The sequence below is a fragment of the Pseudoxanthomonas sp. LjRoot125 genome, assembly GCF_964252705.1.
Classification (GTDB): domain Bacteria; phylum Pseudomonadota; class Gammaproteobacteria; order Xanthomonadales; family Xanthomonadaceae; genus Pseudoxanthomonas_A.
In genome coordinates this window covers 410,471-433,553 of record NZ_CAXUOY020000001.1, presented here as the reverse complement: position 1 = coordinate 433,553, position 23,083 = coordinate 410,471, and the positions used below count along the sequence as shown (strand labels likewise).

Genomic DNA, 23,083 nt, shown 5'->3' with positions numbered 1-23,083 from the left:
GGCGCAAGGAGACCCTAGAACATGAGCATCCTCACCGAAGCGCAGGCCAAGGCCATCCTGGAAAAGGTTATCGCGCTGTCCACCGCCGACGAATGCACCGCGTCCCTCACCGGCTCCGTCGACGGCAACATCCGTTTCGCGCTTAACAACGTCTCCACCAGCGGCATCGTCAGCAACACCGACCTTGGCGTGCAGGTGGCGTTCGGCAAGCGCGTGGGCATCGCGACGATCAACGAGTTCGACGACGCCGCGCTGGAGCGCGTGGTCCGCCGCGCCGAAGACCTCGCCCGCCTGGCGCCGGAGAACCCCGAGTTCATGCCGGCCGTCGAGAAGCAGACCTACAAAGCCAGCCCCACCTTCAGCGAATCCACCGCCGCCATCACGCCGGAGTTCCGCGCCCAGGTCGCCGCCGATTCGATCGGCCCCTGCAAGGCGGAGAAGCTGATCGCCGCCGGCTTCCTCGAAGACGGACAGAGCTTCGTCGCCTTCGCCAACAGCAAGGGCAACTTCGGCTACCAGCGCGCGACCGCGTTCAACTACACCTGCACGGTGCGCACCGAGGACGGCCGTGGTTCCGGCTGGGTCGGCCGCAACCTGAAGGATGCGAACGCGTTCAAGGCCGATAGCGACATCCGCACCGCGATGCGCAAGGCCAGCGAATCGGCCGAAGCGAAGGCGCTGGAGCCGGGCAAGTACACGGTGATCCTGGAACCGGCCGCGGCCGCGGGCCTGATCTCCTTCATGATGAACTTCTTCGACGCGCGCCAGGCCGACGAAGGCCGCAGCTTCCTGTCCAAGAAGGGCGGCGGCAACAAGCTGGGCGAGCAGGTCTACGACCCGCGCGTGAACATCAGCGCCGACCCGTGGCACCCGGGCGCGGAAGTGATGCCGTGGGACGGCGAAGGCCTGCCGCGCGAGAAGATGGCCATCGTCGAGAATGGCAAGATCGCCAACCTGGAGTACTCGCGCTTCTGGGCGCAGAAACAGGGCAAGCGCGCGATCGGCTCCCCCGGCAACCTGCTGGTGGCCGGCGGCACCAAGTCCACGGCCGAACTGGTCGCCGGCACGCAGAAGGGCATCCTGGTCACGCGCACCTGGTACATCCGCATGGTCGATCCGCAGACCGTGCTGCTGACCGGCCTGACCCGCGACGGCACGTTCTACATCGAGAACGGGCAGATCAAGCACCCGGTGAAGAACTTCCGCTTCAACGAGTCGCCGGTGATCATGCTCAACAACATCGAAGAACTGGGCAAGCCGGTGCGCGTGGCCGGCGACGAGTCCAGCTTCGTGATGATGATCCCGCCGATGAAGCTGCGCGACTTCACCTTCACCTCGCTGTCGGACGCCGTCTAAGCGCCCTTGAGGAACCGCCCTCCCGCACGCCGGGAGGGCACCCCCCATGAACCTCACGCGCGCGCAGTTCCTCCGCCTGCTCACCGGCGGCCTGGCTGGCGCCATGCTGGCCGGGCCGACGCGGAGCGCACGCGCGGCCGGCCACTACGATTTCCATTTCACCCGGCTGAAGTACGACTCCGGCGACTGGGACGTGGATGCGCGCATGCCGTCCAACCTGATCACCTCGCTGATCGACTACACCACGATGCGCGTGGACCCGAAGGAACACGTACTGGCGCTGTCCGACCCGCGTATGCTCGCCGCCCCGTTCTGCTACCTGGCCGGGCACAAGCTGGTGGAGTTCAACCCGGTGGAGCGCCGCCACTTCGAGCGCTACGTGCGCAACGGCGGCTTCGTGTTCGTCGACGACTGCAACCACGACATCGACGGCCTGTTCGCCAAGTCGTTCGAGGCGCAGATGGCGTCGATCTTCGGCGCGAAGGCGATGAAGAAGCTGCCGAACACGCACGCGATCTATTCTTCGTTCTTCAAGTTCGATGGCCCGCCGGCCACCAGCTTCGAGCTCAACGGCTGGGGCGACGACCTGGTGCACGAGTACCTCCAGGGCATCGAGATCAACGGCCGCCTCGGCGTGCTCTACAGCAACAAGGACTACGGCTGCGAGTGGGACTACGACTGGCGCAACAAGCGCTTCCTGGCCGAGGACAACACCAAGTTCGCGGTCAACCTCGTGATCTACGCGCTGACCACCTGACGCACTTCTTCCCGGACCCCCATGAACGCATCCATCACCGAATCCGACCTCCAGCAGCAACTTGCCACGCTGGGCGAACTCCGCGCCGCCATCGGCCAGGCCATCGTCGGCCAGCAGGACGTGGTGGAGCAGTTGCTGATCGGCCTGCTTGCCGGCGGCCACTGCCTGCTCGAAGGCGTGCCCGGGCTGGGCAAGACGCTGCTGGTGCGCTCGCTGGGCGAGGCCCTGCATCTGCAGTTCCGTCGTGTGCAGTTCACCCCGGACCTGATGCCCAGCGACATCCTCGGCACCGAGCTGCTGGAGGAAGACCACGGCACGGGCCATCGCCATTTCCGCTTCCAGCCCGGCCCGATCTTCACCAACCTGCTGCTCGCCGACGAACTCAACCGCACGCCGCCTAAGACCCAGGCCGCGCTGCTGGAGGCGATGCAGGAACGCACGGTCAGCTATGCCGGTACCACGCATGCGCTGCCGTCGCCGTTCTTCGTGCTGGCCACGCAGAATCCGCTCGAACAGGCCGGCACCTATCCGCTGCCGGAAGCGCAGCTGGACCGTTTCCTGCTGCACATCCGCGTGGACTACCCCACCGAGCAGGAAGAACACGACATCCTCGCGCAGACCACCGGCCGCGCCGGCGGCGCGGTGCCGCGCGTGATGGAAGGTGAGGCCGTCCTCGCGCTGCAGAAACATGTGCGCGACGTGCATGTCAGCGAGGATCTGCTGCGCTGGATCACCAAGCTCGTCCGCGCCAGCCGTCCTGGCGATGGCGTGCCGGAGGAGATCCGCAAGTACGTGCGCTGGGGCGCCGGTCCGCGCGCCGGCCAGTCGCTGGTGCTGGCCGCGAAGGCCCGCGCCTTGCTGCACGGCCGCCTGGCGGCCACGCGCGAGGACATCGTCGCGCTGGCGAAGCCGGTGATGCGCCACCGCCTGCTGCTGTCGTTCGCCGCCGAGGCCGAACAGGTCAGCGCGGACGACGTGATCGCTGCGCTGCTGCGCGGCGTGCCTCTCGCCGCCTGATCGACCGCCCATGGCGCACGACCTGATCCCCGCCGACGTCCGCAGCCGGTTGAAGGACCTGCGGCTGACCGCGCGCCGTGCGATCGGTGCGCAGGGGATCGGCGTGCACCACAGCCGCAGCCGCGGCGCCGGCCTGGAGTTCGCGCAGTACCGCGCTTACGAGCCGGGCGACGAGCTGCGCCAGATCGACTGGAAGCTGTACGCGCGCTCGGACCGCTTCTTCGTGCGCGAAGCCGAACGCGAGAGTCCGCTGACGGTGTGGATCGTGCTCGACGCGACCGCCTCGATGGCGCAACGCGACGGCGCGCGCGGTACGCGTTTCGACGCTGCGCGCAGCCTCGCGGCCTGCGTCGCCGAACTCGCGCTGCGCCAGGGCGACCGCTTCGGCCTGCTCGTGCTGCACGGCGATGGCGTGCGCCTGGTCGCGCCCGGGAACGGCGCGCGCCAGCGCGACCAGCTGCTGCTCGCGCTGCATGGCCTGCGTGCGGACGGCGCGTTTCCTGCGCAGGAACGGCTGGGCCCGGTGTTCGAACGCATCGCCGCCGGCGACCTGGTGCTGGTGCTGAGCGACTGGTTCGACGACGCGATGCCCGCGCTGGTGGAACGGCTCGCCGCCGCGCGGCGCGAGGTGCTGGCCATCCAGCTGCTGACCGCGGAAGAACGCGATTTCTCCTACACCGGTGGCCATCGCTTCCGCGATCCGGAAACCGGCGAGGAGCTGCTGGGCGATGCGGCGGCCCTGCGCGCGGACTACCTGCGCCGCTTCGCGGATGCGCAGGGCGTGCTTGATGCGCGCCTGGACGCGGCCGGCATCCGCCACGCCCGCCACTACACCGACCAGCCGCTGGACCTGCCGCTGCGCCGGCTGTTCGGCGCGCGTGACGCGGCGGAGTACGCATGAGCCTGGCGTTCCTGCTGCCGGCCGGCCTGGCCGCGTTCGCGGCGTTGCTGCTGCCGCTGCTGCTGCATCTCGCGCGCCGGCACGAGCAGACGCCGACCGATTTCGCCGCGCTTCGATGGCTGCGGCAGAAGCCGAAGCCGCGCCACCGCATCCGCTTCGACGAATGGCCGTTGCTGTTGCTGCGCCTGCTGCTGCTCGCATTGCTCGTGCTGTGGCTGGCCCGGCCGGTGCTGTCGGGCCTGGACGATACGCGGCCGTGGACGGTCGCCGTGCCCGGCGTGGATGCAGGCTTCGCACGTACGAGCGCCGATGCGCGCATGCGGCTGCACTGGCTGGCGCCGGGCTTCCCGTCGCTGGATGCGCCGATGCCTGCCGGTACGCCGGCCATCGGCAGCCTGCTGCGGCAACTCGATGCCGAACTGCCTCCCGGCGTCGCGTTGACGGTGATCGTGCCTGCAACCTTGCAGGGTGCGGATGCCGAGAGGCCCGCGCTGTCGCGTGCGGTGACCTGGAGGGTCGTCGACGGCGCGATGCCGGCATCGTCGGCGAAGGCCTCGCCATCGCCTGCATGGGCGATCCGCCACCCTGTGGGTGACGAACATGCGCTGCGCTACCTGCGCGCCGCCGCACGGGCGTGGCAGCCGAACAGCGCGACGGCCGTGCAGATCGGGACCACCGACGCGCCGTTGCCTCCGCCGTCGCAGCCGCTGGTGTGGCTGGCGCGCGGACCGGTGCCCGCGCCGGTCATGCAATGGATCTCGGCCGGCGGCGTCGCCTTGCTCGCCCATGAAACGACAGTGGACGGCATTGCGATGTCGTCGACGGCCTGGCGCGACGCCGAAGGTGCGCCCCTGGTCGAAAGTGCCGTGCTCGGCCGGGGCCGGGTGATGCGCTTCACCCGTGCGCTGCGGCCCGACGCGATGCCGGCGCTGCTCGACGCCGATTTCCCGCACCGCCTGCGCGCCCTGTTCGACGGTCCCGCCAACGCGCCCGCGCGCGTGCTCGCGACGGACTACGCGCCGACGCGCGGTGGCGCGGCCTATCCCGTCGCACCACGCGACCTGCAACCCTGGCTCGCGCTGCTGATCGCGGTGTTGGTGCTGGTGGAGCGCTGGATGGCCACGCGGCGCACGCGGAGCGTGGCGCCATGACGTTGTCGGCCTTCGATCGTCTCGCCCAGGTCCGTCGCCATGCGACGCTCGGCCAACTGATGTTGGGAGCACCGATTCCTGTCGCGCTCGCCGGTGTGTTGTGGCGCTTCGCATCGCCCATGCTCGCCGTGGCCGTCGCGCTGGGCGGGATCGCGGTACTCGCCGCGCTGGCTTGGCGACGCGCACGCGCGTTCGACACCGCCTGGCTGGTGCGCCAGTTGGATGCGCGCCGCAAGGACCTCGACGACAGCAGCGATCTGCTGCTGGCACCACCCGCTTCGCTGACGCCGCTGCAACAGCTGCAGCAAGCGCGCGTCCGCGAACGGCTGCGCAGCCAGCCGGCACCGGACCTGCGCACGCCGTGGCCTTGGCCGCGCGTCGTGGCGATGTGGCTGGTGGCCGGCCTGGTGATCGCCGTGTCGGCGTTGTGGCCGGCGCGCGCACCGATGGCCAGCATGCTCGCGCCTGCGGACGAAGAAACACCGGTCGTTCCCGGCGTCCCGCGCCTGGTCGGCCAACGCTTGCACGTCGCGCCGCCGTCCTACACGGGGCAGCCAGCGCGCGACGAAGCCACGCTCGATGCGAAAGCCCCCGTCGGCTCGCGACTCGCCTGGACGCTGCGCTTCGAACCGCAACCGACCCGCGCGGATCTGGTGTTCCACGACGGCCAGCGCATCGCGCTGCAGCGCGACCGCGACACCTGGCGAGCGACGCATCGCCTCGCGAAATCCACGCTGTACCGCGTGGTGGCCGCCGGCACCGAGGCGCAACCGCCGTCGAAACTCCGGCGGCTGGATGCCATTCCCGATCGCGCGCCGCAGGTGAAGGTGCTGGCGCCCGACCGCGGCCTCAGCCTGGTGGCGGTCGGACAGACGCGCTGGGCGCTCGCCTTCGAAGCGCGCGACGACTACGGCGTGGCCGCGACGGCCACCTTGAAGCTGACGCTCGCGCAAGGCAGCGGCGAGAACATCGCGTTCAAGGAACAGGCGATGACGCTGCACGGCACCGGCCCCGCGACCGCGCGCCGGTTCGCCGCCTCGCTGGACCTGAAGGCGCTCGGCATGGCCGTGGGCGATGACCTGATCGCACAGCTCACCGTGCGCGACACGCGCGCGCCGACGCCGCAGACCGCGCAGAGCCCCGGCCTGATCCTGCGCTGGCCGGCTGACCTGGGCGAGGAAAGCACGGGCCTGGAAGGACTGGTGAAGAAGGTGATGCCCGCCTACTTCCGCAGCCAGCGCCAGATCATCATCGACGCCGAAGCACTGCAGAAGCAGAAACGCGGCCTGGCGGCGGACACGTTCGTCACGCGCTCGGATGTGATCGGCGTGGACCAGCGCATCCTGCGCCTGCGCTACGGCCAGTTCCTCGGCGAGGAAGCCGAAGGCGAGCCGCAACCACCGCCGACCAGCGACACCGACGACGACCACGCGGACGACGACGGACACGATCACGCCGGAACCCCGGCCGCCGCGCAGGACGATCACGACCATGCGACGTCGGCGAGCGGCGCCAGCTTCGGTCGCGAAGCCGACGTGCTGGAAGCCTACGGCCACACGCACGACCACGCGGAAGCCGCGACGCTGCTCGACCCCGACACGCGCGCCACGCTGAAGAAGGCGCTGGACCAGATGTGGCAATCGGAACTTCACTTGCGCCAGGGACAGCCGGACCGCGCACTGCCGTTCGCGTACAAGGCGCTGGAGTACATCAAGCAGGTGCAGCAGGCGACGCGCATCTACCTGGCCCGCGTGGGACCGGAGCTGCCGCCGATCGACGAGACGCGCCGGATGGGCGGCGATCGCAAGGGCATCGGCTCCCGCGCGCTCGGCCCGCTCGCCCCGACGCCCGACGACGTCGACGCGGCCCCCGCGCGCGCATGGCGCGCCCTGGCCAACGATCGCGCGCCGGCGGATGGCGCGGACCTGGACGCGCTGCACACCTGGCTGCGCACGAACGAAGCGCGCGTGCCGGATGCGCTGGACCTGTTCGCGGCCATCGATGAAGTGCGCGGCGATACGGCGTGCGCGCCTTGCCGTGCACGCCTGCGTGCGCTGCTGTGGTCGGCGTCGCCGCAACCGCCCGCACAGGTGCAACGTCGGACCGCGCCGGACGATGCCGGCCGCCGCTATCTCGATGCCCTGCAACAGGAGCCCGCGCGATGACCCTGCCCTGGCTGCTGGCCGGGCTGCTCGCGCTCGGCGTGCTGCTCGCCTGGGCGCAACTGATCGCGCGGCGTCGTGGTGCTGCCACGGACGAGCGCGGCTCCCGCTCCCGCTTCCTGCTGCTGTGCGCATTGCAACCCGTCTGCGCGCTGCTGCTCTACTTCACCCTGCTGCCGCCGCGGCAGGCATCGACCCCCGGCACGCTGGTGGTGATGACCGCGAACGCCGGACAGGTCGCCCTGCCCGCGGCGCTGCAGGGCCAGCCCCGCGTCGCCCTGCCGGAGGCCGCAGCCTCCGACGACAGCGAGCGCGTGCCGGACCTGGGCACCGCGCTGCGTCGGCACCCCGACGCAGGCACGCTGCACGTCATCGGCGACGGACTGGAAGCCCGCGACCGGGATGCGCTCGGCGACCGGCGCGTCATGTATTCGCCTACCGCCTTGCCGCGCGGTGTCGTCGAACTCGCGCCGGTAGGGGTCGTGGCGCCGGGCGACACCTTCATCTCCGGCGGTCGCGTGAACGACGTGCCGAAGGCGACGGTGGTGCTGTTCGACCCCGCAGGCCAGCGCATCGACGCCGCGCCGGTGGACGAGCAGGGTCGCTTCCGCCTCACCGGTGTCGCCCGCCTGCCCGGCCCGGCGCTGTTCCGGGTGGAGGTGCGGGAAGCGCGCGGTAGCGTGGCCGATGCCGCGTCGCTGCCGGTCTGGACGCAGCCCTCGACGCCGCCCCGCGTGTGGGTGCTCGCCGGTGCGCCCCATGCCGAGGGCAAATACCTGCGTCGCTGGGCGACGGACGTGGGCATCCCGCTGCACCTGCAGGTCAGCCTGGGCGGCGGCATGCAGCTCGGCGACGCTCCGTTGCCGATGAACGCCGAAACGCTGCGCCGTTTCGACCTGCTGGTGCTGGATGCGCGCACTGCCGCGGGACTCGGCGAAGCGCAACGTGCGGCGCTCGGCGCGGCCGTGCGCGACGGACTGGGCGTGCTGGTGCGCGCCGACGGACCGATCTCCCTGCCCGTGCAACGCCTGCTGGGCGTGCCGGCCGTCGGCAACGACGAGTCCGAGTTCCGCCTGTCTCGTCCCGCGCCGGACGACGACGCCTGGCGCGCACGACGCGGCGCGGGCACGGCGGACCTGCCGGTGGATGCCGACGCCGTGCCGGGCGGCCTGCCCATCCTCACGCGGCGGGCGGTGCGGATGCCTGCGGGTGACGATGTCGCACTGCTGCGGGACGCGGCCGGCGCACCGGCCGCGTGGTGGCACGCGATGGGGCGCGGCCGGGTCGGCGTGTGGACGCCGGCCGATACCTACACGCTGGTGCTGGCGGGCCACGCCGACGTGCACGCCGCGCTGTGGTCGCAGGCGTTCGCCACGCTGGCACGCGCGGGCGCACGGGCCATTGCCGCGGCGCCCGACGGCGCGCGCGTGGGTGAGCGCGTGGCGCTGTGCGGCATCGCAGACGACGCACGGATCGTCGCGCCCGACGGCATCACGACGCAGGTAGTGCGTGATCCCGCCACCGGCAGCGCGCGCTGCGCAGGCTTCTGGCCGCGAAGCGCGGGCTGGCATCAGCTGAGGGTGGGCGACGCCGCGACGCCATTCTTCGTCCGCGCCGAAGACGATGCGCCGTCGCTGCATCGCGCCGAGCTCCAGGCGCAGACACGCTCGCGCACAGGCGCCGCGAGCGCAGTGGTGGCATCGCCATCGGCCATGGAAGGCGTTCGCGGGCCCGCCTGGCCGTGGTTCCTCGCCTGGCTTTCCGCCAGCGCGCTGCTATGGTGGCTCGAACGCAGGCGCGCACCGGCCGGTTAACGACTCTCGAATGTCCGGTGCGTAATCCTTCCTTCCATCTCACCCTCCGGAGTTACGCATGATCCGAACGGCGATTCCCGCCCTGCTGTTGACCCTTTCGCTGGCCGCTTGCTCTTCGCCCGAAGCCGATGAACAGACCGCCGCCGCCGAACAGTCCCAGGCCGCGGCCAGCGAAGCGGCCACGCCGCCCGCCGCCGAGCCTGCGCCGGCCGAACTCGCCGGCAGCTGCGACGACACCCAGGCGCAGTGGATCATCGGCAAGACCGCGAGCGAGGCCGACATCGAACAGGCCAAGGCCGACAGCAAGTCCGACGCCGTGCGCGCGCTGAAGCCGGGCGACGCCGCGACGATGGACTTCAATCCGAACCGCCTGAACATCATCCTCGACGAGAAGGGCGCGGCGACCTCGGTCAACTGCGGCTGACGCTTCGCGCCACGTCCATCGGACGACGAACCGCCCGCGGCGACGCGGGCGGTTTTTTGTTGTCCGGCGGACACGGTTTTGCCTCGTGAAAAGTTGCCTTTGCAACCAACAGGTGGTGCGCCATAGGTGTTGTTGCGGCGTCGCAACATCTATGGTCTAGTCGGATTTCCGGTGACATTTCGAAGTGCCGCTGCGTGGGCAGGGCACGGTGTCGCCGTCACTCCGGTTTGAGGCAAGACATGGCCCCTCGCAATCGCCAAGGCGGCTTTGAACAGGGTCTCTACGACCCGAACGACGAACGCGACGCCTGCGGCTTCGGCATGATCGCGCAGCTCGACGACCAGCCTTCGCGTGCGCTGGTCGATACCGCCATCGCCGCGCTCTCGCGCATGACCCACCGTGGTGGCGTGGCCGCCGACGGTCTCACCGGCGACGGCTGCGGCCTGCTGATCCGTAAGCCGGAGGCATTCCTCCGCGCGCTCGCCGCCGAATCCGGCATTGCACTGGGTGCGCGCTTCGCCGCCGGCCTGGTGTTCCTGCCGCACGACGAGGTGCAGGCCGCGCAATGCCGCGCCGCGCTCGAAGCCGAACTGTTCCGCACCGGCGTGGCGGTGAAGGGCTGGCGCGTGCCGCCCACCAACGACGCCGTCTGCGGTCAGTTGGCCAAGGACACCCTGCCGCGCATCGAACAGCTCTACGTCGAGGCCGACGAAGGACAGAAGGACGAAGCCTTCGCGCTGGCGCTGTTCCTCGCGCGCCGCCGGGCCGAACAGCAGCTGCGCGCGTCCGTGCCCGACTTCTACGTGGTCACGCTGTCGCCGCATGCGATCGGCTACAAGGGCATGGTGCTGCCGGACAAGTTGTCGACCTTCTTCCCGGACCTGCAGCGCAGTGACCTGGCCAGCAGCGCGGTGGTGTTCCACCAGCGCTTCTCCACCAACACGCTGCCGCGCTGGCCGCTGGCGCATCCGTTCCGCCTGCTGGCGCACAACGGCGAGATCAACACCATCGAGGGCAACCGCCGCTGGGCACAGGCGCGCAGCAAGGTGTGGAAGACGCCGCGCTTCGACATCGGCGAATTCGACCCGGTCATCTCGATGCACGGCTCCGATTCGCAGAGCCTGGACAACATGCTGGAGCTGCTGGTCGCCGGGGGCATGGAGCTGATCCAGGCGCTGCGCATCCTGGTGCCGCCGGCGACGCAGTCGCTGGAGTTCAAGGACGCCGACCTGGCCGCGTTCTACGAGTTCTACGGCCTCAATACCGAACCGTGGGATGGCCCGGCGGGCATCGTCTCGATGGACGCGCGCTACGCCGCGTGCACGCTGGACCGCAACGGCCTGCGCCCCGCGCGCTGGATGCTGACCAGCGACCGCCACTTCATCGTCGCCAGCGAAGCCGGCGTGTGGGAAGTGCCGGCCGAGCGCGTCACCCGCAAGGGCAAGCTCGGCCCGGGCGAGATGATGGCCATCGACCTGCGCCGCGGCGACCTGCTCGACAGCGAAGCCGTGGACCGCATCAACCGTGGCCGCGCGCCGTACAAGCAGTGGCTGCACCAGGGCGTGACCTACCTGCAGACCGAACTGATCGATCCGTCGCTGGTCGAGGAACCCTTCGACGAGCGCACGCTGCGCGGCTACCACAAGCTGTTCCAGCTCTCGACCGAGGAAGTGGAGCAGGTGCTGCGCCCGCTCGCCGAGACCGAGCAGGAAGCCACCGGCTCGATGGGCGACGACACCCCGATGGCCGTGCTCAGCCGGCAGACGCGACCGCTGTACGACTACTTCCGCCAGGCGTTCGCGCAGGTCACCAACCCGCCGATCGATCCGTTGCGCGAAGACTGCGTGATGTCGCTGACCACCCAGCTGGGCCGGGAGACCAACATCTTCCACGCCGGCCCGGAGACGGTGAACCACGTCATCCTCAATTCGCCGGTGCTAAGCCAGCGCAAGCTGCGGCAGTTGCTGAAGATGCCGCAGTACGTCGAGAAGAACCGCCTGATCGACCTGTCCTATTCGCACGAGGAAGGCCTGAAGGCCGGCCTGGAGCGGATCTGCCGCGAGGCCGAACAGGCGGCGCGCGATGGCGACGTCATGCTGCTGCTGTCGGACCGCTACCCGCAGCCGGGCCGGCCGATGGCGCATGCGCTGCTCGCCACCGGCGCGGTGCACCACCACCTCTGCCGCGTGGGCCTGCGCTGCGACGCCAACCTGATCGTCGAGACCGGCACCGCGCGCGATCCGCACCACATGGCCTGCCTCATCGGCGTGGGCGCCACCGCGGTGTATCCGTACCTGGCCTACCAGACGCTGTTCGACCTGGGCCGACGCGGCATCCTGCAGATCAAGAAGGGCGGCGAGCAGGCGCAGATCGGCCGCAGCTACCGCAAGGGCATCTACAAGGGCCTGTCGAAGATCATTTCGAAGATGGGCATCTGCACCATCAGTAGTTATCGCGGCGCGCAGCTGTTCGAAATCGTCGGCCTGGATCCGGACGTCGTCGACCTGTGCTTCGCCGAAACGCCGTCGCGGATCGGCGGCGTGGGGTTCGAACGCCTCGACCTGGAGGCGCGCCAGCTCGATGCGCGTGCGTGGAACGACCGCGAATCGCCGGAAGTCGGCGGCCTGCTGAAGTACGTGCACGGCGGCGAGTACCACATGTACAACCCGGACGTGGTGATGACGCTGCAGCGCGCGACGCGCACCGGCGACGCCCGCGACTGGCAGGCGTACGCGGACGCCGTGAACTCGCGCCCGCCGTCGGCACTGCGCGATCTGTTGCAGCTGAAGAAAGCCGAGGTGCCGACGCCGATCGACGAGGTGGCCGACGCCGCCGACTTGCTGCGTCGCTTCGATACCGCGGCGATCTCGCTCGGCGCGTTGTCGCCGGAAGCGCACGAAGCGCTCGCCATCGCGATGAACCGGCTTGGCGGCCGCAGCAATTCCGGTGAGGGCGGCGAAGACCCCGCGCGCTACGGCACCGAGAAGCGCAGCAAGATCAAGCAGGTGGCTTCCGGCCGCTTCGGCGTGACGCCGGAGTACCTGGTCAATGCCGAAGTGCTGCAGATCAAGGTCGCGCAAGGCGCCAAGCCCGGCGAAGGCGGCCAGCTGCCGGGCCACAAGGTCAACGAGCTGATCGCGCGCCTGCGCTACGCCAAGCCCGGCATCGGCCTGATCTCGCCGCCACCGCACCACGACATCTATTCGATCGAAGACCTCGCCCAGCTGATCTACGACCTCAAGCAGATCAACCCGACGGCCCTGGTCTCGGTGAAGCTGGTCAGCCATGCGGGCGTGGGCACGATCGCCGCCGGCGTGGTGAAGGCCGGCGCGGACCTGATCACCATCTCCGGCCATGACGGCGGCACCGGCGCCAGCCCGGTGAGCTCGATCCGGTATGCCGGCGTGCCGTGGGAGCTCGGCGTGGCCGAGGCGCACCACGCGCTGGTAGTGAACCAGCTGCGCGACCGCACCGTACTGCAGACCGACGGCGGCCTGAAGACCGGCATGGACGTGGTCAAGGCCGCGCTGCTCGGCGCCGACAGCTTCGGCTTCGGCACCGGCCCGATGATCGTGCTCGGTTGCAAGTACCTGCGCATCTGCCACCTCAACAACTGCGCCACCGGCGTGGCCACGCAGGACGAGCGCCTGCGCACGCAGTACTTCACCGGCCTGCCCGAGCGCGTGGAGAACTTCTTCCGCCTGCTGTCCGAGGAAGTGCGGCAGTGGCTGTCGTACCTGGGCGCGCGTTCGCTCGACGAGATCGTCGGCCGCACCGACCTGCTGCAGCAACTCGATGTATCGCCCCGCGAAGGCGTGAACGTCGACCTGTCGCGGCTGCTGAAGGGCGCGCAGTTCGACAGCAGCAGCTGCGCGGCGCAACGCCTGTACGAATCACCGGACAGCCTGGCCACGCAGCTCGATGGTTTGCTCGCCGAGCCGATCCGCAAGAAGAGCGGCGGCGACCATCGCTTCCTGATCCACAACACCGACCGCAGCATCGGCACCCGCCTGTCCGGCGCCATCGCGCGCCAGCACGGCAACCAGGGCATGGCCGACGCACCGCTCAACCTGCGCTTCCGCGGCACCGCGGGGCAGAGCTTCGGCGCGTTCAACGCCGGCGGCCTGCAGATGGAGCTGGAAGGCGAAGCCAACGACTACGTGGGCAAGGGCATGGCCGGCGGCCGGCTGGTGGTACGCCCGCCGCGCGGCGCGCGCTTCGAGGCACGCAACACGCCCATCATCGGCAACACCTGCCTGTACGGCGCGACGGGCGGCGAACTGTTCGCCGCCGGCCGCGCAGGCGAACGCTTCGGCGTGCGCAACTCCGGTGCGCTGGCGGTGATCGAAGGCGCCGGCGACCACTGCTGCGAGTACATGACCGACGGCATCGTGCTGGTGCTGGGCAAGGTGGGCCTGAACTTCGGCGCCGGCTTCACCGGTGGCCTGGCCTACGTGCTCGACCTGGACCGTGATTTCGTCGACCGCTACAACCACGAACTGATCGATATCCACCGCATCAGCCCGGAAGGCTTCGAGAGCCATCGCCAGCACCTGCACACGCTGATCAGCCGCCATCGCGAACTGACCGGCAGCATCTGGGCACAGCAGATCCTCGACGAGTTCCGCGACTACGTGGGCAAGTTCTGGCTGGTGAAGCCGAAGGCCGCGAGCATCGATTCGCTCAATGAGACCTTGAGGCGCGCAGCATGAGCAAGAAGCAGGTATTCCAGTTCCTCGACCTGCCGCGGACGATGCCGCAACGCATCCCGCTGGAGTTGCGCACGTCCGGCGACTGGGGCGAGCTGTACGGCAAGTTCGGCAAGGAGGAAGCGCAGTACCAGGCAGGCCGTTGCCTCGACTGCGGCAATCCCTACTGCAGCTGGAAGTGCCCCGTGCACAACGCGATCCCGCAGTGGCTGCAGCTGGTGCAGGAGAACCGCATCGAGGAAGCCGCCGCGCTGTGCCACTCCACCAACCCGCTGCCGGAAGTCTGCGGCCGCGTGTGCCCGCAGGACCGCCTCTGCGAAGGCAGCTGCACGCTGGAGGAATTCGGCGCGGTCACCATCGGCGCGGTGGAGAAGTACATCGTCGACACCGCGCTGGCCAATGGCTGGCGGCCGGACCTGAGCGACGTGCAGCCGACCGGCAAGCGCGTCGCGGTCATCGGCGCGGGACCGGCGGGCCTGGGCTGCGCCGACCGCCTGGCGCGCGCCGGCATCCAGGCCGTGGTCTACGACCGCTACGAACAGATCGGCGGCCTGCTGCAGTTCGGCATCCCCAGCTTCAAGCTCGACAAGAGCGTCATCGCGCAGCGCCGCGAGGTGCTGGAAGGCATGGGCGTGGAATTCCGCCTGGGCGTGGAAATCGGCCGCGACCTGACGCTCGCGCAACTGCTGGACGAGTACGACGCGGTCTTCCTCGGCACCGGCGCCTACCGCTATACCGACGGCGGCCTGCCCGGCCAGGACCTGGACGGCGTGCTGCCGGCCCTGCCCTTCCTGGTGCAGAACGGCCGCATCGTGAGCGGCAACGATCCCTGGGGCCGCGCGATCGCCGGTTGGGAAGACAAGCTGCAGCTGCCGGACCTGCAAGGCAAGCGCGTGGTCGTGCTCGGCGGCGGCGATACCGGCATGGATTGCGTACGCAGTGCGATCCGCCTGGGTGCGGCGAAGGTGACCTGTGCCTACCGCCGCGACGAGGCCAACATGCCCGGCTCCGCCCGTGAAGTCGCCAACGCCCGCGAGGAAGGCGTGCGCTTCCTGTTCAATCGCCAGCCGCTTGGCGTCGTGGCCGGCGACGACGGCACGGTGGCCGGCGTGCAGGTGGTCGAAACGAAGCTCGGCGAGCCGGACGAACTCGGCCGCCAGAACGCGGTGCCGGTCGAAGGCAGCGAATCGGTGCTGGAAGCGGACGTGGTGATCATCGCGTTCGGTTTCTCGCCGACCGTGCCGGCGTGGTTGGCCGACGTCGGCGTGGAAGGCACGCCGAACGGACGCATCGTCGCCGGCGGCGGCGATCGCCTGCCGTTCCAGACCACGCATCCGAAGCTGTTCGCGGGCGGCGACGCCGTGCGTGGTGCCGACCTGGTGGTCACCGCGGTCGCCGAGGGACGCGACGCGGCGGGCAGCATCGCGACGCTGCTGTTGGCGTAGCGGGCGGCGCTCTGGACTGAGGTAAGCTTCGACGCACTTACCGCAGGGCGCTCCTGCGTCCTGCGTTCCGCCACCGACCATGGGGATGCGTCGATGAAGAGAATCCTGTTCATGACGGCTCTGCTGGCCGTCAGCCTGTCGCTGGATGCACGCGACCGGAAGAGTGTCTACGGGCCCGACTATGGCGCCTTCGATGGCGAGGTGGTCACGCGCGCGGACCCGGACGTCTACGACCTCCTCGTCGTCGCCGTGGATGGCAAACACCACCCGGACCTCCCCACGAAGGTAAAGATGCGTCCCGGCTTCCATTGGCTCGAGGTCGCGTCCAGCAAGCGCGGACGGAACGGCGAGCTCACGCGCCAGTCGCTTCCACTGACGGTCGAGCCCTGCACCACCTATCGGTACGCCGCCAAGCACGACGGCAGTCTTTCCAACCGGCGCTGGACGATCATCGGCATCGAGGCCCTTACCGATCTCGATTGTCCGGCGAATCGCGGCAAGACCGCCGATCCGAAGAGCAAGGAAGATGCCGACGACGACACGGAAACGCCATCACCGTGAGCCGCGTCCCGGGATGAAGCGCACCTTCGGCTAGACTCGCGACTCCTCCCTCTTCTCGATCGATCATGCGCCTGGGCCTGGCTGCCAACCGCTTGCACCACCATACCGAGGACGCCGCGCTGTTCCGCTGGCTGCGGGCCTGCGAGCCCGGCATCCGCGACCTGCAACTCGCGCTGCATGCGGTGGGGCGCACGCATGATGCGATCGCCGCCGCCGGCATGCTGCGCGGCTACGATGGGCTCAAGCGGTATCCGTACGGCCGCGATGGCGGACTGATGAAGCTGGTGGCGGAAGTGGTCGGGCTGGAAGGCGCCGAACGCAGCCTCGATGGTGCGATCTACTTCATCGATCCGGTCGATCCGTCCTCGATCTTCCCCGAAGCCACCGCGCTGAAGCGCCAGTGCGTGATCCACGGAAAACCGTTCCTGTCGACGGTCGCCTCGGCGCGCGACTGGATCGAGATGGAACGCATCCATGCCGGCTTCGCCCCCGACCGTGGCGCGGATCGGTTCCATGCGCTGGAATCGCAAACATTGGCACTGATCGCGCACGATGCGATGAAGCCGCAGATGCTGGCCTTCGCCGACGCGCACTTCGACGTGTTGTCCCGTTTCGCGCACCGCATGGCGACCGGCACCACCGGCCTGCGCCTCAACGAACTGGCGTGGAGCCGCGGCTGGCCGCAGGACGTGCCCTGGGTGGAGCGTTTCCAGAGCGGTCCGCTCGGTGGCGACGCGCAGATCGCCGACCGCGTGCTGGAGCATCGCTGCCAGCGCGTGATCTTCTTCGAGGATCCGCATGTGGCGCGCCAGCACGAGGCCGACATCCAGTTACTGGAGCGCGCCGTGACCACGGTGACCGACGAAGCGGTGTGCACCACGTCGCTGGCCGTTGCGCGCCGCTGGTGCGAAGCCGTCGACATGCGCAAGGCACGCGCGGGCGCGCCATGACCGCTGCTTCCCGCCACCTGCTGAAGGATCTCTCGCTGTCCGCCATCGCGGCGGGCTTCGTGACCGTGCTGGTCGGCTTCGCCAGTTCGGCCGTGATCGTGTTCCAGGCAGCGCAGTCGCTGGGCGCCTCGCCGGAAGAAATCTCGTCGTGGATGTGGGCGCTCGGCCTGGGCATGGGCCTGACATGCATCGGCCTGTCGTTGCGCTACCGGATGCCGGTGGTGACGGCGTGGTCCACGCCCGGCGCGGCCATGCTGATCAGCAGCGTCGCCGGGCTGCCGCTGTCGGACGCGATCGGCGCGTTCCTGCTGTCGGCGTTGCTGATCGCCGTGTGCGGATTCTCGGGCTTCTTCGAACGGATGATCAGCCGCATCCCGGTATCGCTGGCGTCCGGCATGCTGGCCGGCGTGCTGCTGCGTTTCGGCATCGACGCATTCGCGTCCATGAAGACGCAACTGGGCATGGTGCTGACGATGTTCGCGGTCTACCTGCTCGCCCGCCGTCTGCTGCCCCGCTACGCAGTGATCCTGACGTTGCTGGTCGGCATCGCGATCGCCAGTGCGCTCGGCTTGCTGCGCATCGACGGCCTGTCGTTGCAACTGGCGAAGCCGATCTTCACCACGCCGACGTTCTCGTTCGCGGCGGTCGTCGGTATCGCCTTGCCCTTGTTCATCGTGACGATGGCCTCGCAGAACGTCCCCGGCGTAGCGGTGATCCGCGCATCCGGGTATCCGATTCCGATTTCGCCTGTCGTCGGTTGGACCGGCGTGGTCAACCTGGTGCTGGCGCCGTTCGGCGCCTTCGCGCTCAACCTGGCGGCGATCACGGCGGCGATCTGCATGGGCCGCGAAGCGCACGAAGATGCCGCGCGTCGTTACGTCGCGGCCATCGCGGCTGGTGTGTTCTACGTCCTCGTCGGTCTGTTTGGCGCGACGGTGGCGGCCTTGTTCGCCGCCTTTCCGAAGGAACTGATCCTCGCCATCGCCGGCATCGCATTGCTGGGCACCATCGGCAACAGCCTGGCCGCCGCATTGCGTGAGGAAGCGGAGCGCGAGCCCGCGCTGGTGACCTTCCTCGTGACGGCATCGGGCTTGTCCCTCGCGGGCATCGGCTCCGCATTCTGGGGCCTGCTCGCGGGCGTGGTGACACTGCTGGTATTGCGCCGCACCTGAGCCCCGTTCGCGTTCCGCTCATGCGGGTGAACGCGGCGTGGAGTGTTCAGTTTCAACAGCGCGGATTCACCTGGGGGTGATGCGGACGTGGGCAGGATCGGTCCACGCCATCCCGATAGGAGACTTCCATGCAGACCATCCGTTACCGCCATCGCCTGTTGACGCTCGCTGCCCTCGCCGCGCTGTCCGGCGCGGCGTTCGCGCAGGCGCCTTCGCCGACTGCCGGCAAGGACGCGCTGAAGGAGCCGCAGGTGCGCGCGCTGCTCACCGAGAAGGGCTACACCAACATCGATGACCTCGATTTCGAGGACGGCCAGTGGGAAACCGATGCGACCAGTGCCAACGGCGACCGCGTCGACGTGCGCATCAATCCGGCCAGCGGCGACATCGTGGCCGAGAAGCTGGTGTCCAACCTCAGCGAGAACGACGTCAAGGCGAAGCTGGCCGCTGCCGGCTATTCCAAGGTACACGACGTCGACTTCGACGACGGCGTCTGGAAGGCCGAGGCCGAGCGCGCCGACGGCAATGACGTCGAGATCCACCTGGCCGCCAACACCGGCGAGATCATCCACGTCGAAAACGATTGACTAGCGCGCTTGTCGTGCAACGAAAAAGGCCGCCCCAGGGCGGCCTTTTTCGTTTCAGTGCGCCGGATGCGACGGCGATCTCGCGAAGCGCCAGCCCACCACCCAGCCGATGGCGAGCAGCAGCGCCGCCAACAACCATGGCGCACCGGGTACGTGCGCGGGCGCGGACTTGCCGATGAACAACGCAAACGTACCCGCGAACATCATCGGGCCGACGATGCCGGCCAGGCTGACCAGGCTCATCAGGGCACCCTGCACACGGCCCTGAACATCCGCGCCGACCTGCTGCGTGATCAGCGCCTGCGTCGCCGGACCTGCCAGGCCCCACAGTGCGCTGATCGGCAGACCGATCAGGAACATCCAGCCGAGATCGGCCGCGCCGTAGATGCAGAAACCGATCACGCCGCAGGCCAGGCCGAATAGCAGCGTGCGGCGCTCGCCGAACTTCGGCACGACGCGACCGACGAGGCCCGCCTGCACGATCACGCTGCACACGCCGACGGCCGCGAGCACCCAGGCGACCTGTTGTTCGTTCCACCGGTACTGGTACTCGGCGAACAGGACGAACACGCTCGGATAGACGTAGTGCGCCAGGTTGGCGATCAGCACCACGGCCGCCAGTCCGAACACCTGCGGGTATCGCTTCAACAGCGCCATCGAGCCGATCGGATTGGCATGCGACCAGTCGAACGTCGACGTGCGGCGCTCTTTCGGCAACGACTCAGGCAGCACGAACCAGCCGTACAGGAAGTTCAGCAGCGCCAGCCCTGCCGCGAACCAGAACGGGAAGCGCAGGTCGATGGCGCCCAGTTGCCCGCCGATGATCGGACCGATGATGAAACCCACGCCAAAGGCGGCGCCGATCATGCCGAATGCTTGCGCACGCTTCTCCGGCGCCGTGATGTCGGCGATGTAGGCGTTCGCGGTGGTGAAGCTGGCCGAGAACACGCCCGAGAAGATGCGCGCGACCAGCAGCCACGGCAACGATTGCGCCAGCGCCATCAGTACGAAGTCGATGCCCAGGCCCAGGCACGACAACAGGATGACCGGTCGGCGACCGAAGCGGTCGGACAGCGCGCCCTGGATCGGCGTGCAGACGAACTGGATGGCGGCGAACAGCATGCCGAAGGTGCCCACCCACCAAGCGGCCTCCACGAAATCGCCGCCGGTGAACTGGCGGACCAGGCCGGGCAACACCGGGATGATCACGCCGAACGACAGGATGTCGATCAGCACCGTGACGAAGATGAAGATCAGGGCGGCGCGGCGGCCGGCATGTGCGGGAGCTTCGGCGTTCACGGAGCGGACCGGCGAAAAGGTGCGCAAGTGTAGGGCATCGCCCTTGCCGATGGCGTGCCGCCGCCGGTTACAACGGGGTCGCGGAGATCACGTGGCTCAGGCGGTGGCGCTGGCCTGGCTCCAGTTCGATCGCGTCCTCGCTGGCGTTCGCCGCCTCCAGGCAGACGAAGGTCCGCCAGCCCTCGTCGGGCATGTCGCCGATGGCGGCCGCACCGGCGTCGCCCGGGTTCCAGACCACCAGCGAACGACTGCCGAAGGTGTCCAGCCGGATGCGGCGGCGGCCGGCGGGATCGACGAGGTCGAATCGATGGCCGGTATCGGTATAGATCCGGTCGCTGCGGCCCGGATCGCGCGGGTCGTGCAGCGTCCAGTCGCCGACTTGCACGTGCATGCCGCCGTCGTATTTGTCCGCATAGCGCAGGCCATCGAGGCCCGTGACGCGCACCTGTGCCGCGTCGGCCACGCGGAAATACGTGTGGAGCGCCTGGGTCAGCACGACCGGCGCCTCACCGCGATGCAGGGTGTCCAGGCTCTGTCGGAGGTCGCGACCGACATGTACGGTCTGGATCAGTTCGAGCGGCACGCCATCCCGCAGCGGCAACGCGAGCTTGAGCACGACGCTGCCATCGGCCTCGCGCCGCACGTCCGTCAGCGGCCAGCGCGATACGCGTGCATGACCGTGCTGGGGTGCATCGTCGGGTTGTCCCTGCCGGCCGAAGTAGGGCCAGCACACCGGCACGCCGCCGCGGATCGCCTTCGGCGGCATCGCCGTGGTCGGCGACACCCAGAGCAGGTCGTCGAAACCCGTCGGCGCGAACGACAGCACCTGCCCGCCGTGCAGACTGATGCGAGCAAGGGACATCGGGGTTTCCACCCGCAGCACGTCGATGTCCTGCCAACGTTCCTGGGTAACGCCCTCGGGTAATGCACTCACGGCTTTCGCGGCTCCGGTGGCGCGACGGGCGGCCCTTCCGCCTTCAGCGCAGCGAGTATTTTCGCACCGGCCCGACCGTCCGCGGGCTGCAGGCCCAGGCGCTGCTGTTCGACGACGATCGCGCGCCGCGTCTGCGTGCCGATCATGCCGTCCGCTGTGCCGATCGCGTGGCCTCGCGCGAGCAGCAGGGTCTGCAGTTCGCGGCGCTGCGGACGACCCAGGCCGGGATCGTCCGTCGGCCAGGCCGTCACCAGCCCCCTGCCGCCACGCAGGCGATCGGCCAGCAACGCGATCGCCAACGCATAGCTTTCGGCCGCGTTGTACGAGTAGATCGCGTCGTAGTTCTTGAACACGAGGAACGCAGGACCCGCGATGCCGGTCGGCACCAGCACCGCCGCGGCGCGATCATCCGCAGGCAACGGCTGCCCATCGACGCGGGCGATGCCCTGTGCAGCCCATTGCGGCAACGGCTTGCGGCTGGTGCGGCCGGCCTGCGCGATATCGAAGCCCGGTGGCAGCTTCACCTCATAGCCCCACGGCTCGCCGGTGCGCCAGCCGGAGGTCACCAGGTAGTTCGCGGTCGAAGCCAGCGCATCCGGAATGCTGTCGATCAGGTTGCGCCGCACGTCGCCATCGAAATCGACCGCGATGCGTTCATAGGTGCTCGGCATGAACTGCGTGTGGCCGAACGCGCCCGCCCATGACCCCGTCAGGCCCTCGGCGCGGATGTCGCCGGCCTGCAGCAGCTTGAGCGTGGTGAGGAACTCCCCACGGAAGAACGCCTGTCGCCGGCCGAAGCACGAGAGCGTCGACAGCGACACCAGCAGCGGCCGCTTGCCGAACACGCGACCGTAGTCGCTCTCCACGCCCCACACCGCAACCACCGTGGCGGCATCGACGCCGTAGGCCAGCGCCACGCGATCCAGCAGGTCGCGGTGCGTCGCCAGCATGGCCTGGCCGTCGGCGACGCGTTGGTCGTCGACCAGGGCCGCCAGGTAGTCCCACAGCGGCGTGGTGAATTCGGGTTGCGCATCCAGCAGGTCCAGCACGCTCATGTCGGCGGCCAGGTCTTTCGTGTACGTGTCGAAGTTGGCCGGTGCGATGCCACGCTTCTCCGCGACGGTACGCAGGTCGGTGATACACGCGGCGTACACGGGATCGCGCACGGGCACAGGCGTTGTCACCACGGGCGACGGCGAGACAGGAGGTGGAACCGGCGGCGCCGCGCTGGATGCGGGTAGCGTCTGTGCGATGCCGGGCACCGCCATCGCCATCGACAACAGCAGGAAGGTCGCGTTGAGCGTCATCTCGGCCTCCCTGGCCTTCGGGGGAGGCTTCACTTTGCCTTGCGCGGAAAGCGAATGCGACCCTGCGACGCCGTCAGCGGACGTGGATCTCGTACTCGGCCACTTCCACCGGCGGCACTTTCTCCCAAGGCCGCCGGTATTCGAGCCGCACCGTTGTCTGGCCCGGCTTCTCCGCACGGAACCACCAGCGTGCGATCGACGAGGCGCCGGGCATCGGCGGCTGCGTATCCATCGGCGGCGGCGTGGCCGGGCCGGTGGTGCGGGCCAGCACGGGGGCGCCGTCCGCGGTGAATTCCCACTGGTAGCCAGTGCTGGCGTTGGACGTCAGGGCGATCTCCAGCACCTGGCCGACGCGCATCGCCACGGGCGCCTTGCCCTGGGGCCGGATGATGCCGTCGTCCGGCAGCGTGTCGGACGGCGGTCCGCCGCCCGTCGCCGGTCCGCTGGCGCAGGCCGACAGCAGCACGCACAACCCGGTGGCCAGCCATGCCTTCATCGTCGCGCCCTCGCTGGAGACCCGGGAGTTATACACCGCCG

At 69.2% G+C, this 23,083-nt stretch carries 18 protein-coding genes; 14 read left to right on the top strand and 4 right to left on the bottom strand.

Annotation, left to right across the window (positions count from 1 at the left end; translation table 11 throughout):
- Window positions 1–21: 21 nt before the first annotated feature.
- The 14 genes from ACSION_RS02010 to ACSION_RS01945 all read left to right on the top strand — a co-directional run bounded on the left by ACSION_RS02010 (window position 22) and on the right by ACSION_RS01945 (window position 19,006).
- Entirely contained in the window at window positions 22–1,356 is a 1,335-nt protein-coding gene (locus ACSION_RS02010; protein WP_435304628.1) for a TldD/PmbA family protein, read from the top strand.
- Between the two features lie 46 nt (window positions 1,357–1,402).
- Window positions 1,403–2,113, top strand: a complete 711-nt coding sequence (locus tag ACSION_RS02005) for a DUF4159 domain-containing protein (RefSeq protein ID WP_435304627.1) — start codon at window positions 1,403–1,405, stop codon at window positions 2,111–2,113.
- A 21-nt stretch (window positions 2,114–2,134) separates the two neighbouring features.
- Window positions 2,135–3,130: an AAA family ATPase gene (locus ACSION_RS02000; RefSeq protein ID WP_056879898.1), complete on the top strand. Its 996-nt coding sequence runs from the start codon at window positions 2,135–2,137 to the stop codon at window positions 3,128–3,130.
- Between the two features lie 10 nt (window positions 3,131–3,140).
- A complete protein-coding gene (locus ACSION_RS01995; RefSeq protein ID WP_435304626.1) occupies window positions 3,141–4,031 on the top strand; it encodes a DUF58 domain-containing protein in 891 nt (296 codons plus the stop codon).
- Window positions 4,028–5,182, top strand: a complete 1,155-nt coding sequence (locus ACSION_RS01990; RefSeq protein WP_435304625.1) for a BatA domain-containing protein — start codon at window positions 4,028–4,030, stop codon at window positions 5,180–5,182. The genes ACSION_RS01995 and ACSION_RS01990 overlap by 4 nt, the downstream gene beginning before the upstream one ends.
- Window positions 5,179–7,347, top strand: a complete 2,169-nt coding sequence (locus ACSION_RS01985; protein WP_435304624.1) for a hypothetical protein — start codon at window positions 5,179–5,181, stop codon at window positions 7,345–7,347. The genes ACSION_RS01990 and ACSION_RS01985 overlap by 4 nt, the downstream gene beginning before the upstream one ends.
- Window positions 7,344–9,158 carry a carboxypeptidase regulatory-like domain-containing protein gene (locus ACSION_RS01980; RefSeq protein WP_435304623.1) on the top strand — a complete coding sequence of 605 codons (1,815 nt, stop codon included), beginning with the start codon at window positions 7,344–7,346 and terminating at the stop codon, window positions 9,156–9,158. Before ACSION_RS01985 ends, ACSION_RS01980 begins: the two co-directional genes overlap by 4 nt.
- Window positions 9,159–9,216: 58 nt before the next feature.
- Window positions 9,217–9,582: an I78 family peptidase inhibitor gene (locus tag ACSION_RS01975; RefSeq protein WP_296278752.1), complete on the top strand. Its 366-nt coding sequence runs from the start codon at window positions 9,217–9,219 to the stop codon at window positions 9,580–9,582.
- A gap of 239 nt (window positions 9,583–9,821) precedes the next feature.
- Window positions 9,822–14,294, top strand: coding sequence for a glutamate synthase large subunit (gene gltB, locus ACSION_RS01970; protein WP_435304622.1), 4,473 nt, complete (start codon window positions 9,822–9,824; stop codon window positions 14,292–14,294).
- Window positions 14,291–15,736: an FAD-dependent oxidoreductase gene (locus ACSION_RS01965; protein WP_435304621.1), complete on the top strand. Its 1,446-nt coding sequence runs from the start codon at window positions 14,291–14,293 to the stop codon at window positions 15,734–15,736. The genes gltB and ACSION_RS01965 overlap by 4 nt, the downstream gene beginning before the upstream one ends.
- A 93-nt stretch (window positions 15,737–15,829) precedes the next feature.
- A complete protein-coding gene (locus tag ACSION_RS01960) occupies window positions 15,830–16,297 on the top strand; it encodes a hypothetical protein (RefSeq protein ID WP_435304620.1) in 468 nt (155 codons plus the stop codon).
- Window positions 16,298–16,362: 65 nt separating this feature from the next.
- Entirely contained in the window at window positions 16,363–17,247 is an 885-nt protein-coding gene (locus ACSION_RS01955; protein ID WP_435304619.1) for a methylglyoxal synthase, read from the top strand.
- Window positions 17,244–18,419, top strand: a complete 1,176-nt coding sequence (locus ACSION_RS01950) for a benzoate/H(+) symporter BenE family transporter (RefSeq protein ID WP_435304618.1) — start codon at window positions 17,244–17,246, stop codon at window positions 18,417–18,419. Before ACSION_RS01955 ends, ACSION_RS01950 begins: the two co-directional genes overlap by 4 nt.
- A 128-nt stretch (window positions 18,420–18,547) precedes the next feature.
- A complete protein-coding gene (locus ACSION_RS01945) occupies window positions 18,548–19,006 on the top strand; it encodes a PepSY domain-containing protein (protein WP_435304617.1) in 459 nt (152 codons plus the stop codon).
- Window positions 19,007–19,060: 54 nt separating this feature from the next.
- Here ACSION_RS01945 and ACSION_RS01940 read toward each other — a convergent pair whose 3' ends face one another.
- From ACSION_RS01940 to ACSION_RS01925, 4 genes are all read right to left on the bottom strand, one after another.
- Window positions 19,061–20,305 (bottom strand): TCR/Tet family MFS transporter, encoded by a 1,245-nt coding sequence (locus tag ACSION_RS01940; protein ID WP_435304616.1) that lies wholly within the window; start codon window positions 20,303–20,305, stop codon window positions 19,061–19,063.
- 67 nt (window positions 20,306–20,372) lie between these two features.
- Window positions 20,373–21,239 (bottom strand): D-hexose-6-phosphate mutarotase, encoded by an 867-nt coding sequence (locus ACSION_RS01935; protein ID WP_435304615.1) that lies wholly within the window; start codon window positions 21,237–21,239, stop codon window positions 20,373–20,375.
- On the bottom strand, window positions 21,236–22,507 hold the full coding sequence (locus tag ACSION_RS01930; RefSeq protein WP_435306641.1) for a lytic murein transglycosylase: 1,272 nt from the start codon (window positions 22,505–22,507) through the stop codon (window positions 21,236–21,238). The genes ACSION_RS01935 and ACSION_RS01930 overlap by 4 nt, the downstream gene beginning before the upstream one ends.
- Window positions 22,508–22,619: 112 nt before the next feature.
- Window positions 22,620–23,042, bottom strand: a complete 423-nt coding sequence (locus tag ACSION_RS01925; protein WP_435304614.1) for a protease inhibitor I42 family protein — start codon at window positions 23,040–23,042, stop codon at window positions 22,620–22,622.
- Window positions 23,043–23,083: the final 41 nt, after the last annotated feature.

What these genes read in the sequence shown, in the direction of transcription:
- ACSION_RS01945 (WP_435304617.1), top strand. Translation starts at nt 18,548, where the DNA reads ATGCAGACCATCCGTTACCGCCATCGCCTGTTGACGCTCGCTGCCCTC.
- ACSION_RS01990 (WP_435304625.1), top strand. Translation starts at nt 4,028, where the DNA reads ATGAGCCTGGCGTTCCTGCTGCCGGCCGGCCTGGCCGCGTTCGCGGCG.
- ACSION_RS02000 (WP_056879898.1), top strand. Translation starts at nt 2,135, where the DNA reads ATGAACGCATCCATCACCGAATCCGACCTCCAGCAGCAACTTGCCACG.
- ACSION_RS01955 (WP_435304619.1), top strand. Translation starts at nt 16,363, where the DNA reads ATGCGCCTGGGCCTGGCTGCCAACCGCTTGCACCACCATACCGAGGAC.
- gltB (WP_435304622.1), top strand. Translation starts at nt 9,822, where the DNA reads ATGGCCCCTCGCAATCGCCAAGGCGGCTTTGAACAGGGTCTCTACGAC.
- ACSION_RS01930 (WP_435306641.1), bottom strand. Translation starts at nt 22,507, where the DNA reads ATGGCGGTGCCCGGCATCGCACAGACGCTACCCGCATCCAGCGCGGCG.
- ACSION_RS01925 (WP_435304614.1), bottom strand. Translation starts at nt 23,042, where the DNA reads ATGAAGGCATGGCTGGCCACCGGGTTGTGCGTGCTGCTGTCGGCCTGC.
- ACSION_RS01980 (WP_435304623.1), top strand. Translation starts at nt 7,344, where the DNA reads ATGACCCTGCCCTGGCTGCTGGCCGGGCTGCTCGCGCTCGGCGTGCTG.
- ACSION_RS01995 (WP_435304626.1), top strand. Translation starts at nt 3,141, where the DNA reads ATGGCGCACGACCTGATCCCCGCCGACGTCCGCAGCCGGTTGAAGGAC.
- ACSION_RS01975 (WP_296278752.1), top strand. Translation starts at nt 9,217, where the DNA reads ATGATCCGAACGGCGATTCCCGCCCTGCTGTTGACCCTTTCGCTGGCC.
- ACSION_RS01960 (WP_435304620.1), top strand. Translation starts at nt 15,830, where the DNA reads ATGAAGAGAATCCTGTTCATGACGGCTCTGCTGGCCGTCAGCCTGTCG.
- ACSION_RS01985 (WP_435304624.1), top strand. Translation starts at nt 5,179, where the DNA reads ATGACGTTGTCGGCCTTCGATCGTCTCGCCCAGGTCCGTCGCCATGCG.
- ACSION_RS01965 (WP_435304621.1), top strand. Translation starts at nt 14,291, where the DNA reads ATGAGCAAGAAGCAGGTATTCCAGTTCCTCGACCTGCCGCGGACGATG.
- ACSION_RS02005 (WP_435304627.1), top strand. Translation starts at nt 1,403, where the DNA reads ATGAACCTCACGCGCGCGCAGTTCCTCCGCCTGCTCACCGGCGGCCTG.
- ACSION_RS01950 (WP_435304618.1), top strand. Translation starts at nt 17,244, where the DNA reads ATGACCGCTGCTTCCCGCCACCTGCTGAAGGATCTCTCGCTGTCCGCC.
- ACSION_RS02010 (WP_435304628.1), top strand. Translation starts at nt 22, where the DNA reads ATGAGCATCCTCACCGAAGCGCAGGCCAAGGCCATCCTGGAAAAGGTT.